The sequence below is a fragment of the Rhodococcus pseudokoreensis genome (genome assembly GCF_017068395.1).
Lineage (GTDB): Bacteria > Actinomycetota > Actinomycetes > Mycobacteriales > Mycobacteriaceae > Rhodococcus_F > Rhodococcus_F pseudokoreensis.
The window spans coordinates 1502795-1514705 of record NZ_CP070619.1 but is presented as its reverse complement, the minus strand read 5'-3'; the positions used below and the strand labels follow the sequence as shown (position 1 = coordinate 1514705).

Genomic DNA, 11911 nt, shown 5'->3' with positions numbered 1-11911 from the left:
GTGGCACGGCGCACAATGATCGGACGTACGATCTACGCTGACGTTGATCGCGGCGCGTACCGACGACAACGGATGCGCACAACGAGCTCGCCCCGAGGGAGTAGACATGACCGACATCGAGGCCAGGGTGCGACGGCTCGAAGACCGAGCCGAGCTTCACGACCTGGCGGTTCGATACTTCTTGGCGTCAGACTTCGACGACTTCGACGCCATCGCCGACGCCTTCGCGCCCGAGGGCACCTTCTCCGCTGGAGGTTTCCCCGGTGCAACCGGCGGAAACGGGATCTCCGACATGATCCGGCAAGCGCGCACGGCATTCGGTACCACGATCCACACGCCCAACTATGTACTCGTCGATTTCGTCGACGACGATCACGCCACGGGTATCGTCGGCGCCCACCTCGAGATCGCGACGGGCGGCACGACCGTGTTCGGCGCCGTGCGCTACGAAGACGAGTACGTTCGAGTCGACGGCCGCTGGCGATTCGCTTCCCGCAACATGCGCACCGTCCATGTGGGCCCTTGGGACGACGTCGCATCGTCCTTGACGGCGGAGTTGCCGGTCCGCTGGCCGGGCGCCGACGCCGCAGCGTCCGACTATCCCGTCAACGCCTGACCCTTACGGCGCGCCGGACCAGAGGCGTAGTCGACTGCGGGAGTCACCCGCAACAAAATTCCAACGTCTTCCGTGAATCCACGGAGACGTTGACAAAATCAGACTGGAAAATCCAGTTCGCCGGATCGAACCGGTCGCAAAATCGTAACTCGAAGGAGATCCTCATGACTGCCACCCGCGAGGTGTCCACGCGCGAGCTGACCGAGCTCGTCGAAAAGGGAAAGATCGAACGGGTTCTGTTCGACTACGCCCACAACCTGGACATGAACCTTCCCGACCAACTCGCCGAGCTCTTCACGGAGGATTGCTACGTCGCCTACGGGCCCGACTTCGGCGCCGAAGGACGCGCCGCCTACCGCGAGACACTCGACGGAATCGGCACCTTCTTCACGGCCACCAGTCACCACGTCTCGAACGTTGTCGTCGACTTCTCCGAGGATCTGACCTCGGCCAAGGTCCGTTCGGTCCTCTACGCGTGGCATCAGTACACCAAGGAAGGCAAGGCCGACGGCTACTTCTTCGGCCAGTACCACGATGACTTCGTGTACGACGACGAGAACGGCTGGCGCTTCTCCCGGCGCGAACTGCGTGCGTCCGGTGTCGTCGACTTCCACGTCAAGAAGCAGATTCCGATCGGACGGGCATGACAGCGGTCGCCGAGACCAAACCGGACGCTCAGTTCGAGAACCTGCGGATCGAGCATCGGGGTCCCATCAGTTGGATCGTCCTGAACCGACCGGACAAGGCCAATTCTCTGTCGAACGAGCTGCTGGATGAGTTCAGTGCGGCGTTGGCCGCGCTGGCCACCTCCGGAGGTCCGGTCATCGGAATCCGCGGCGCCGGCAAGGGCTTCTCGGCCGGCTACGACATCGGCCAGGTCGGCAAAGTGGTAGCGGATCCGGATCCCGTGGCTGACCGAGAGCGCCTGGCTCGCAACGTCAACCGATTCCTCGCGATCTGGGATCATCCGAAACCGGTGATCGCCGCCGTGCACGGCTACTGCATCGCGGGAGCAACTCAGCTGTGCGTATTCACTGATGTCACCTACGTGGCACGCGACGCGAAGATCGGTGAACCCGCGATCCCGCTCGGTGGCGGGTACATCGCGCCTCTGTGGGCCCCCCTGGTCGGCCCCAAGCGGGCCAAAGAACTGGCGTTCGTGCCCGGTAACTCGATCGACGGCACTACCGCGGTCGAGTGGGGCTGGGCCAATCACGCAGTGGACGAGCAAGACCTGATCGGCGAAGTCGAAGCGCTTGCCGCTCGAATCGCACGCACGCCGTCGGACATCCTGCGGATCAAGAAGCTGTCCATCAACAGGACGATGGAAGCAATGGGCGTGCGCACCGCCGCCCAGGGCGGCGCGGAAATGGATGCCCTGCTCCATCTGTCGCCGTCGGTGGCCGAGGTCCGCAGGTTCGTGGCCGAGGTGGGCCTGAAGGACGCTATCGCCGCCTACCGCGAACCCGTAGAACTGACCGATCGACCTATGGCAGAGAAATAATGAGGAAGGACTTACCGTGAGCAGCGGAATTTTGTTCGAGCTGGACAATCACGTCGCACGAGTGACACTCGATCGCCCCAAGGCGCTGAACTCCATCGATCCCGAAATGGATTCGGCGTTGTTCGAGGCATGGACCGAGATCAACTCGAATCCCGACATCTGGGTCGCCGTGCTCGGTGCGACGGGGGAGAAGGCATTCTGCGCCGGCGCCAACGTCAGCGGAGGGACTGAAGGCGATGGCCGCAGGATGGCACTCGGTGGTGGACTCACCGGCGTCGGTGGACCCATGCTCACGCTGCGTAAGCCTCTCGTCGCGGCCGTTCAGGGCTATGCGATCGGCGGCGGTTTCGAACTCGCCATGTGTGCCGACATCATCGTCGCAGCGGACAACGCCCAGTTCGGCATTCCCGAGACCAAGGTGGGCATCATCGGCGAGGCAGGCATCATGCACCGTGCGATTCGGCAGCTGCCGCATCACATCGCAATGGCCTTGATTCTCACCGGCGAGCGCATCGATGCACAGCAAGCCGAGCGGTACGGACTCGTCAACGAGGTCGTACCGTTCGAGAAACTGCTCGAAACCGCGACATCGTGGGCAGAGCGAATCGCCTCGGCGTCGCCCCTCGCCGTTCAGGCAGCGAAGGACGCTGTTCTGTCGCGCGCGGGTTGGCCGCTCGACGTCGCGCTGGCAACCCGGTACGAGCCGATCGAGGCCTACGCGAACAGCGCCGACAGGCTCGAAGGCAGGGCAGCGTTCGCCGAGAAGCGTGCAGCCCAATGGACCGGTCGCTGACCGCACCTACGTGACGTGAGCTGGGTCGGAATAATCGTTGCCTGACCCAGCCCACAGGGCTTGGCATCCACTTTGCGCGCCATCGCCCTACCCCACGACGTTGTGTCCAACTGCACCCGAGTCATGCCCTCCTGGATGTACAGGTAGACAAAGGGGTAGTTCCTCTCGTATGAGCTCATCTGTTGCTCGACGAGGCGGCGCAGTGTTCTCCGTCGCCACCGATGATCTGCTCGGCAAACGCAATGCTCTTTTCTCGAGCACACCGACCGGAATGTCATGGAAAAGGGCCTGAAGCAGCTCTGTTCGTCGCGCTCTGGCCTGGTCGAGAGCGGGCCGCCGGCGAGTTCCGACTTCGGATATCTCATGTTGACAGAATCAACTCCGACGTTGACAGCGCGAGGCGAGTCGCTTAGCGTGAACCTCACCGAGATCTTCTACGCGCAGCACGCGAACTCTGTGCCATTCATACAGGCAATTCGTCGGCGATATCGCTTACGACGATCGACAAATTAGGACGACATGACTGACTTCGGCGACTGGTGCTCCGTCACTCCGCTCGGCGATCTGTTGGTGCGTGGAGCACACGCCCATCCTGACCGCGACCTAATCGTGTTCCCTGAGGAGCGATTCACCTACGCCGAGGTCCTCGAGCGTGCAGTAGCGGTTGCACGTGGGCTCTTGGCTGTGGGAGTTCAGTCCGGCGACCACGTAGCGCTCCTGGCGCCGAACGGTATCGAATTCGTCGAGGGATTCTTCGGATCGGCTTTGATCGGGGCAGTCGTCGTACCGCTCAATGCACGGCACAAGGCCAAGGAACTGGGCTACATCGTCGAGAATGCAGATATCACCGCGCTACTGACAGTGTCCAGTCCAGACGCCTATGTTGATTTTGTCGAGGTTCTCCACGAAGCGCTGCCGTCGTTGGCGACTGCCGACGGCCACGCCGACCTCGACCTCGACCTACCAGAAGCGCCGCGTCTGCGTCGTGCGCTACTGCTCCGAGGCGCGAACAAGCCCGGATTCACTTCCAGGGAAGACCTGGATGCCGCAGCAGAGGCCGTCGATGTATCGCTCGTTCATCGACATCGCCGACGAGTCAGGACGCGCGATATCGCCGCGATCCTGTACACGTCGGGGACGACCGCCAACCCGCGTGGCTGCCTGCTCACCCACGAATCGATGACCCGTGGCCCGGTGGAGCGGGCGACCGGTCGCCTGTCGGCAGGAGAGCGCCACATCAGTTGGGCGGGCGGGCCGTTGTTCCATATTGCCGCGCTGGCTCCGCTGATCGGTGCGATCGGTGCCGGGGGAACGTTCCTGACCGACGAGTTCTTCGAACCTGGCCGCGCCATCGAACTGATCAGGGCCGAGCGACCGACGTGCGTCTGGCCGTGGTTCCCCGCGCCGATGCAGATGATCATGTCGCATCCGAAGTTTGACGCAGCGGAGTTCGACTCGATTCGATACCTGTTCCTGATCGGGCCCCGTGTGCTCATCGAGGAGGTTCAGAATCTGTTCCCTTCGGCCGAGCTCATGGCGGCTTGCGGAATGACGGAAACGACCGGAATCTATGCCCTCAGCGAGCCGGATGAATCGTTCGAGGACCGGAGCAGTGCGCAAGGAAAGGCCGTGCCGGGAGTTGAAATTCGTATCGTCGATCCGTTCGACGGCAGGGAACAACCGGTGGGGGTTCCCGGCGAGATTCTGATTCGTGGCTACTGCGTGACCGAGGGCTACTACAAGGATCCCGTAAAGACCGCCGAGACGATCGATTCCGACGGCTGGCTGCGGACCGGCGACCTGTACAGTCGCACAGAGTCGGGGTGCCTGGTGTTCCACGGCCGGCTCAAGGACATGTTGAAGGTCGGTGGAGAAAATGTCGCGGCCATCGAAATCGAGTCCTTCCTGTGCTCGCATCCTGCCGTTCTGACTGCAGCTGTCATCGGCCGGCCAGACAACAGGCTCGACGAGGTGCCAGTGGCGTTCGTCGAGGTCCGAGAAGGCCACCAACTCACAGAAGAAGAGCTGATCGCATTTTGTGACGGCCAGATCGGCCGGTACAAGATCCCGCGCGCAGTGTTCTTCGTCGACCCCGGACGGTGGCCGATGTCGGCCACGAAGATCAACAAGCGGGGGCTCAAAGCGCAACTGACAACGCCTGCTGACGCGCTGAGCACAGCCGGATGAACTCCATGACAGTCGAATTCGATATCCAAGATCTTCGTGTGTTGGCCGAAGAGATTTTGGACGGAGTGGACGAGGGACCGGCCCTCGATCAGCAGACACGTGTGCTCACACACATCGCGGTGTGCTCGGTAGCAACGACGATGGATGTCGCGGGTACCGGCCGCTACATCGAGGAAGCACTCGACCTGGGCCTTGACGCTGCACAAATTCAGGAAGCGTTGACAGTGGTATCGGGACTCGGTGTGCACACATTGTTCGAGTCGTCCAGGCAGTTGTCGAGTGCAGTTCGTCGCAGAAGCGGGGGCGAGGTCGAACCGCTCGACGAGACACGGCAGGCCTTATGGGATCGTCACATCGGTACCGATCCGTACTGGCAGCGCATGGAGGACGAGCTTCCAGGCTTCTTCGACGCACTGCTCAGGATGTCACCAGAAACGTTCGTAGCGTTCTTCGACTACTGCGCGGTTCCGTGGAAAAATCGGGCATTACGGGCAGTGACGAAGGAATTGATATCTCTCGCGGCTGATTCCACTCCAACCCACCGGTACAAGCCCGGGTTTGTGCTGCACCTGAAGAACGCGCTCGACCTCGGTGCCGGTGCCCGCAGTATTCGCGAAGTTCTCGATATCGCGGCAGCAGCTCCCGAACACCGCGGTGTCGGCTGACATCAGGCCTCTCCGGCCTGCCCCGGCTCTGGTTGACACCTGACGCGTGAGGGATCTGCCCTCGCGGTGGAAGGCTGACTCGGCCGAGTCATGGACGGGGACGCGATCGCGGACGGTTCCGCATGTGGCGACATGCGACGTGGAATCGTTCTACCCGCCGCTGCAACGCAACGTCCTCGATCCGCGTTCACTCCCGTCGGGCCCTGGTGGCCGCGAGCGCAGCAGCGACCTGATAGCGGCGGGTTATCTCCAGCTTTCGGAGCACGTGTGCGACATGCCCCTCGACGGTTCTGACCGACAGGACCAGCCGGTCCGCAATCTCCTTGTTGGTGAGCCCGTCCTCGACATATCGTGCAATGTCGATCTCACGAGGTGAGAGTCCGGCAATCGGGTCCGACGACGATACAGGGGCGTCGGTTAGCTTTTCGTCCAGTGCGTAAGCGATGAGTTCGGCCATCGACATGGTGGAGCCGTGACGGTGGGATGCGGAGTAGAGCGTGTCGCCGAGCGCGGTGCGCGCGCGGGATTCGTACACCTCCCGTCGTTGGACCCAGTGCTGAGATCCGTATAGTTGCATGCCGAATGAATCCCACATGGACGATGCTGCACCGAGAAGTACGGCTGCACGTTCGCCGGAGCCAGCAGCTGCTTCGGCCCACGCGAGAAGGTCTGTGACCAGTGTGGCGCCGACCGTGTCGTCGAAGGCGCGTTTGAGTGCGAGGGCGTCGATCGCAAGGGTGATCGCCTCGTCGTGACGGCCGCGGACCAGCGCCACCAAGCCCAGTCCGTATACGGCATAGGACAACATCCACTTCTCTCCAGCGGCCGACGCGTGAGTGTGAACGAATGCGAAGTGTTCGGCAGCGCGGTCGTTCTGTCCGTTCGAGCTCCACAGCATTCCCATTTCGATGTGGGCGGTCCACATGAGATCGGTGATGCCGGGGAGGCGTTCGTAGAGCGCCAACGCGTCCGACAGGTGGCGTGCGCCGGCCTCGAAATCGCCGCCGAGGTAGGTGTTGAGGCCTTGCGTCTGCAGAGCGAACGCGAGTGCCGCATCGTCACCGAGTTCGCGTGCGCGCTGCGCGGCGGTGTCGAGGGTTCGGACGGCCTCGGATCGGTCGCCCTGCATCGTCTGTAGCAGTCCCAGAGTGGCGTAGAGCCTGGGTGCGACGTCTTCGGTCAGATCGCCGAGCGGAAGGAACTCGGTAACCCACATCCGGTGTTCGCGTACCGAGAATGCCGACGACCACAGGAACCAGGTCGCGACGAGACCGGATGCAAGGTGCAGCGTCTCGGGACTGCGGTCGGTCAGCGCAGTCTGCAGTGCCGACCGCAGGTTGGCGCGGTTCTCCCGAAGCCGGGTGCTCGCGCGCTCCTGCTCGGCCCCTGTCCATGACCGGCGGGCGGCGTGTACCAGCTCAGCGCACCAACGCAGGTGGGCCAGCCGCAACGCCGTCTTCTCGTCGTCGGACAGTTTGCCGGCGCCGAAGTGCCGGATCGTTTCGAGCATCTTGAACCGGACACGACCTTCGCTGGTGGTGCGTTGTAACACCGACTTGCCGATCAGACCGGTGATCGTATCCAGAATGCTCGCGGCGTCGACAGGAACACCAGCACAGATGCTCTCGGCCATGGCGAGATCGAATCCTTCGGAAAATACGGATAATCTGGCCCAGAGCGCCTGCTCCCGAGTGGTGCAGAGGTCGTAGCTCCACTCGACCGTCGCATGCAGGCTTCGATGCCTGCTCGGCCCGCCACGGTTACCGGTCGTCAACAACGCCAGCCGATCGTCGAGACGTTCTGCGAGATCCTCGACGGACAGCGCAGTCAAGCGCGCACACGCCAGTTCGATGGCCAGTGGCATACCGTCCAGTTGCGTGCACACCCGGCGTGCAGCGTCCCGGCTCGAATCCGTCACGGAAAATCCGGACAACGCGGCCGATGCGCGGTTCTCGAACAACTCGATGGCGGCACCCGGCCTGTCCGGGTCACGGTGGTCCGTCATGGACAGTGGCTCCAGGACGTGCACGTGCTCGTCCGGAATTGACAGCACTTCACGACTGGTGGCCAGGATCTTCACGTGTTCTGTGCTCCGCAATAGTATCGAGATCAACTCGGCGCACGCGCTGACGAGATGCTCGCAATTGTCCAGCACCAGCAACAGGTGCTTGTTGCGGATCGATTCGAGGATCGATTCGGTTGCACTTCGTTCCGGTGTATCTCGCTCGTCGAACCCCAGGGCGTCCAGAATTGTCTGGGGGAGTAGCGATTCGCTCCGAAGGGACGCGAGTTCCACGAAGCGGACTCCATCGGGAAAAGCCCGCCGGTACGCCGCGGAGGCCTCGGCTGCGAGTCGGGTCTTGCCGATACCACCCGGGCCGGCGACGGTGACCAGGCGGCTCTCGCCGAGCAGTACCCGGATTCCGTGGAGTTCTTCGTCGCGACCGACGAAACTTGTCGAGAAGAGTGGAATATCGGATGCAGTCGACGAGCGGATGCTCGATGGGCGGATTCCGGTTGCTCGTGGCGAACGCTCCTCCTTGACGCGGCGAACCGCGCTCGCCAAAGTATTTCGCGATCCGCTCCATTCGAGCTCGCGGTGCAACTGTGCAACCGTGACATCCGGGTCTGCGTCGAGCGCCGCGGCAATCCGGGGTCGGAGGGCATCGGCCGACGACCCCGACCGTGGCCGATGGTCGTGGGGCGGTGCCTCGAATTCCAGGGCGCGGCGCACCGTGTTGCGCGAGATCTTCAATCGCGTCGCGATACCCGAGATCGATCCACCGGCCCGGCGAAGCTCGACTATCTCGCGCCACTCATCAGCGTTCACTCTGTTCTTTCGTCCGCATTCGTTGATTTGTGGTGAGGATCACCGGTTGATCATGTCCCTACTGAGCCGCGTGGTCAAGATCTGACAACACACACATTGACTTGGTTTGCGTCGTTCACGACCGACAGAATTGGGTTCTGAACTGCATCAAGCGTGCCGCGCCGCGACAGGTGGCGTTCCGAGTGCAACTACGGTTTCGCGAACGACCCACTCGGGTGAACAGTGATGCAAGTCATAGCAAAACGGAATGGAGCATCCATGGGCACCCCGGAACAGAACATCGACTTGGCCAACAACTTCGCAAAGGTCTTCTCCACGGGCGACGTGGAGCAGATTCTCGACACTCTCCATCCGGAGGCGACCTATTGGGTATCGGGAGGAATCGGCGGGATGTCCGGGAGCTATGACAGGGAAGGCCTCGGAGCGCTGCTCAGCGGAGTCACTTCCGTGTACGAGAACGGAGCTCTCGAGGTCACCCCCAACTCGGCAATCGCCCAAGGCGACAAGGTGGCCGTCGAGGCGACGTCGTACGCGAAGTTGAAGAACGGCAAAGTTTATCAGAACCAGTACCACTTCCTGTTCGAGATCCGTGACGGAAAGATCCTGTCCGTCAAGGAGTACATGGATACCAAGCACGCATACGACATCTTCTTTGCCTGACAAAGGGTTCCGTACCAGCACTGGGCAATCGACCACAGTTTCGTAGAAAGGCACTCACGATGGCAATGGAAACCGGGCTCATCGTCCACCCGTACATGCGTCCCGAGCGGACCGCGCGCCAGACGTTCGATTGGTGCGTACAACAGGCCATCGAGGCCGACAAGATCGGCTTCGACTCGATCATGTTTTCCGAGCATGCCTCTCAGCGTTGGGAGAATATCCCCAACCCCGAGTTGATCATCGCAGCGGCAGCACGCCAGACCGAGCAGATCAAGTTCGCGCCGATGGCTCACATCCTTCCCCACCACAATCCGGCGAAGCTCGCGATCATGGTCGGCTGGCTCTCCCAGATCCTCGAAGGCCGGTATTTCCTCGGCGTCGGTGCCGGCGCATATCCGGACGCCTCGTACATTCACGGCATCAAGAGCGGTGAAGACACGCAGTTCACCAACGAGATGGTCCGCGAGTCCCTCGACATCATGGAACGCATCTGGAAGCGCGAGCCGTTCTTCTACGAGGGACGTTTTTGGAACGCGGGCTACCCGGAAGAGAAGCACGGCGACGAGGGCGACGACCAGCACAAGCTGGCCGACCTCAGTCCGTGGGGTGGGGCACCGGAGATCGCCGTGACGGGATTCAGTGCCAAGTCGCCGTCGATGCAGTTTGCGGGTGAGCGCGGATTCCGACCGATGTCGATCTTCTCCGGTCTGGACGCTCTGAAGATGCACTGGGACATCTACTCTACCGCCGCGGAGGCCAATGGGCACGTCGCTGATCGCTCGCGCTACCACGTGTCCCAGACGGTGTTCGTCGCGGACACGGACAAGGAGGCGAAGCGGCTCGTGATGGACGGGCCGATCGGATACTGCTTCGAGCGCTACCTCATTCCGATCTGGTGGCGATTCGGCATGATGGACGGATTCATCAAGGACGCCGGCGCGGACCGGGCCGACGTCGACCTCGAGTGGGTCGTCGACAACGTGTTCTGCGTGGGTTCACCGGACACCGTCGTGGAGAAGATCAATACGTTGTTCGAGGCCAGCGGCGGATGGGGCACCCTGCAGATCGAATCCCACGACTATTCCGACGATCCGGCGCCCTGGTTCAATTCGCTGGCAATGATTCAGAAGGAAGTGGCTCCCAAGATCTCGCTTCCCACAGCGGTGACGGTGTAGTGCTCGGGCAGAAATGACGTAGCGGTGATGAGGGCAATTCGCCCTCATCACCGCTAAGTCTCAGAACAGCGCATCATCTCCGACGAGACATGCTTCGTCGAGAGACGAAGGAAATCGACGTCAGTTCACTGCGACCGTCTCGTGCGTGCCCTCGACGTGCACGTTCGGTACGACCTCCGTCGCGAACAGGCGCAGTGACTCCACCCACGGTGCCGGGTCATCCAGAGCGTCATGGGTGTTGACGGCCAGCTGACCGTACCGGAAACCCGCCAGCTCGAAGGTCTTCTCGATCTTGGCAATGACGGTTTCGGGGCTACCGCACAGCCAGACGTGGTCGGCCAGGTAGTCCAGGTCGACATCGTCGATGTCGACCTTCTTGTCTGCATCGTCGATGAAGCCCTGAAGGATCCGGTACTTCTGGTAGACCGGCATGAGGTACTTCTTCCATGCATGGCCCAGGGCGCCGTTCTTGGCCTGTTCCTTGGCTTCCTCGTCGGTCTTTGCAACGTACACGTCGCGGGCGATCTTGAAGTTTGCACCCTGCGGCGTTCCGCCGATGGATCGGACGGCCTCGGAGTACGTATCCCACTGCGACTTCAGTAGTGCAGAACCTCCGTAGAAGGAGATGGGGGTCCATCCGCGTTCGCCGGCGAGTCGGTGCGAGGGGGAGTTCTTGCTCAGGCCGGTGACAGCAATTTCGAGACCGTCTGCGCCGCCGTGCGGCGAGTGATCTGCAGTCAGATGGTATTCCTCACCCTCCTTGACCTTGAACTCGCCATGCGATGCGACGCTGCCGGGATCGATCTGGCTGTCGAGGCGGGCGGCCTTGTAGTACTTGCCTTCGAAGTCGAAGGGTTCCTGGCGCCACACCTTGTCCATCACTTCGAGCCCCTCCATCAAGCGAGGGTGTGCTTCGGACAGGTCGCCGGGCTGGCCACGCAGTACCGCTTCGTTCTCCCAGGAACCGGCCCCGACGCCGAGGAAGTAGCGGTCCTCGAGCAGCTGCGATGTGTACCCGACCTGGATCGCGAGGGTCGACGGGTTGTGGAGAGGCACGATGTGCGCCATCGGTGCGAATCGCATGCGTTCGGTGATCTGCGCGGCCGCGACGATCAGCAGTTCAGGGTTGGGGATATTTTCCCACGCCTGCATGCCGTGCTCCCCGATCATGAAGTCGCGATAGCCGAACTTGTCGGCGGCCGCAGCAAGGAGCAGCGAGTACTCGAACGTCTCCTTGTCCTTGCGCCCGGGGCGCATGTACGGAGTGTGAAAAATTCCGCATTCCATTTTTGGATCTCCCAATCTGTTGTCTTCGTCGAGGTATCGATTTCGGTCGTGGTGACAGTGCCGTGCATTCCGGTCGGATCACATTCTGGAATGAGCCTCCAAGTCGCTCGGGTTTGCTCGTTGCGGAATTGCATCATTCATGCGAATCCGTATGTGTTCGTGATATTCCCGATGGCCGGCAGGGCTCGAGCGCA

10 protein-coding genes are annotated in these 11911 nt (G+C 61.9%); 8 read left to right on the top strand and 2 right to left on the bottom strand.

Annotated features, from left to right (window positions below; translation table 11 throughout):
• Positions 1 to 106: 106 nt before the first annotated feature.
• The 6 genes from JWS13_RS12425 to JWS13_RS12400 all read left to right on the top strand — a co-directional run bounded on the left by JWS13_RS12425 (position 107) and on the right by JWS13_RS12400 (position 5765).
• Positions 107 to 616, top strand: coding sequence for a nuclear transport factor 2 family protein (locus JWS13_RS12425; RefSeq protein WP_087561693.1), 510 nt, complete (start codon positions 107 to 109; stop codon positions 614 to 616).
• Positions 617 to 780: 164 nt separating this feature from the next.
• The gene (locus JWS13_RS12420) at positions 781 to 1263 is read left to right on the top strand and encodes a nuclear transport factor 2 family protein (RefSeq protein ID WP_087561692.1); all 483 of its coding nucleotides are present in this window, start codon (positions 781 to 783) and stop codon (positions 1261 to 1263) included.
• Positions 1260 to 2120 carry an enoyl-CoA hydratase-related protein gene (locus JWS13_RS12415; RefSeq protein ID WP_206005791.1) on the top strand — a complete coding sequence of 287 codons (861 nt, stop codon included), beginning with the start codon at positions 1260 to 1262 and terminating at the stop codon, positions 2118 to 2120. The genes JWS13_RS12420 and JWS13_RS12415 overlap by 4 nt, the downstream gene beginning before the upstream one ends.
• 16 nt (positions 2121 to 2136) lie before the next feature.
• On the top strand, positions 2137 to 2913 hold the full coding sequence (locus tag JWS13_RS12410) for an enoyl-CoA hydratase/isomerase family protein (RefSeq protein WP_206005790.1): 777 nt from the start codon (positions 2137 to 2139) through the stop codon (positions 2911 to 2913).
• A 519-nt stretch (positions 2914 to 3432) separates the two neighbouring features.
• On the top strand, positions 3433 to 5100 hold the full coding sequence (locus JWS13_RS12405) for a class I adenylate-forming enzyme family protein (RefSeq protein WP_206005789.1): 1668 nt from the start codon (positions 3433 to 3435) through the stop codon (positions 5098 to 5100).
• Between the two features lie 5 nt (positions 5101 to 5105).
• Positions 5106 to 5765, top strand: coding sequence for a carboxymuconolactone decarboxylase family protein (locus JWS13_RS12400; protein WP_241032164.1), 660 nt, complete (start codon positions 5106 to 5108; stop codon positions 5763 to 5765).
• A 187-nt stretch (positions 5766 to 5952) separates the two neighbouring features.
• On the opposite strand, the gene JWS13_RS12395 is transcribed toward JWS13_RS12400, so the two are convergent.
• Positions 5953 to 8622, bottom strand: a complete 2670-nt coding sequence (locus JWS13_RS12395) for a LuxR C-terminal-related transcriptional regulator (protein ID WP_206011577.1) — start codon at positions 8620 to 8622, stop codon at positions 5953 to 5955.
• Positions 8623 to 8853: 231 nt separating this feature from the next.
• Here JWS13_RS12395 and JWS13_RS12390 point away from each other — a divergent pair, with 231 nt between their 5' ends.
• Together JWS13_RS12390 and JWS13_RS12385 are read left to right on the top strand one after the other, a co-directional pair.
• A complete protein-coding gene (locus JWS13_RS12390; protein ID WP_206005787.1) occupies positions 8854 to 9255 on the top strand; it encodes a nuclear transport factor 2 family protein in 402 nt (133 codons plus the stop codon).
• 59 nt (positions 9256 to 9314) lie between these two features.
• Entirely contained in the window at positions 9315 to 10430 is a 1116-nt protein-coding gene (locus JWS13_RS12385) for an LLM class flavin-dependent oxidoreductase (protein WP_241032162.1), read from the top strand.
• Positions 10431 to 10550: 120 nt separating this feature from the next.
• On the opposite strand, the gene JWS13_RS12380 is transcribed toward JWS13_RS12385, so the two are convergent.
• A complete protein-coding gene (locus JWS13_RS12380; protein WP_206005786.1) occupies positions 10551 to 11717 on the bottom strand; it encodes an LLM class flavin-dependent oxidoreductase in 1167 nt (388 codons plus the stop codon).
• Positions 11718 to 11911 lie beyond the last annotated feature (194 nt).

What these genes read in the sequence shown, in the direction of transcription:
- JWS13_RS12425 (WP_087561693.1), top strand. Translation starts at nt 107, where the DNA reads ATGACCGACATCGAGGCCAGGGTGCGACGGCTCGAAGACCGAGCCGAG.
- JWS13_RS12420 (WP_087561692.1), top strand. Translation starts at nt 781, where the DNA reads ATGACTGCCACCCGCGAGGTGTCCACGCGCGAGCTGACCGAGCTCGTC.
- JWS13_RS12415 (WP_206005791.1), top strand. Translation starts at nt 1,260, where the DNA reads ATGACAGCGGTCGCCGAGACCAAACCGGACGCTCAGTTCGAGAACCTG.
- JWS13_RS12405 (WP_206005789.1), top strand. Translation starts at nt 3,433, where the DNA reads ATGACTGACTTCGGCGACTGGTGCTCCGTCACTCCGCTCGGCGATCTG.
- JWS13_RS12400 (WP_241032164.1), top strand. Translation starts at nt 5,106, where the DNA reads ATGACAGTCGAATTCGATATCCAAGATCTTCGTGTGTTGGCCGAAGAG.
- JWS13_RS12390 (WP_206005787.1), top strand. Translation starts at nt 8,854, where the DNA reads ATGGGCACCCCGGAACAGAACATCGACTTGGCCAACAACTTCGCAAAG.
- JWS13_RS12385 (WP_241032162.1), top strand. Translation starts at nt 9,315, where the DNA reads ATGGCAATGGAAACCGGGCTCATCGTCCACCCGTACATGCGTCCCGAG.
- JWS13_RS12380 (WP_206005786.1), bottom strand. Translation starts at nt 11,717, where the DNA reads ATGGAATGCGGAATTTTTCACACTCCGTACATGCGCCCCGGGCGCAAG.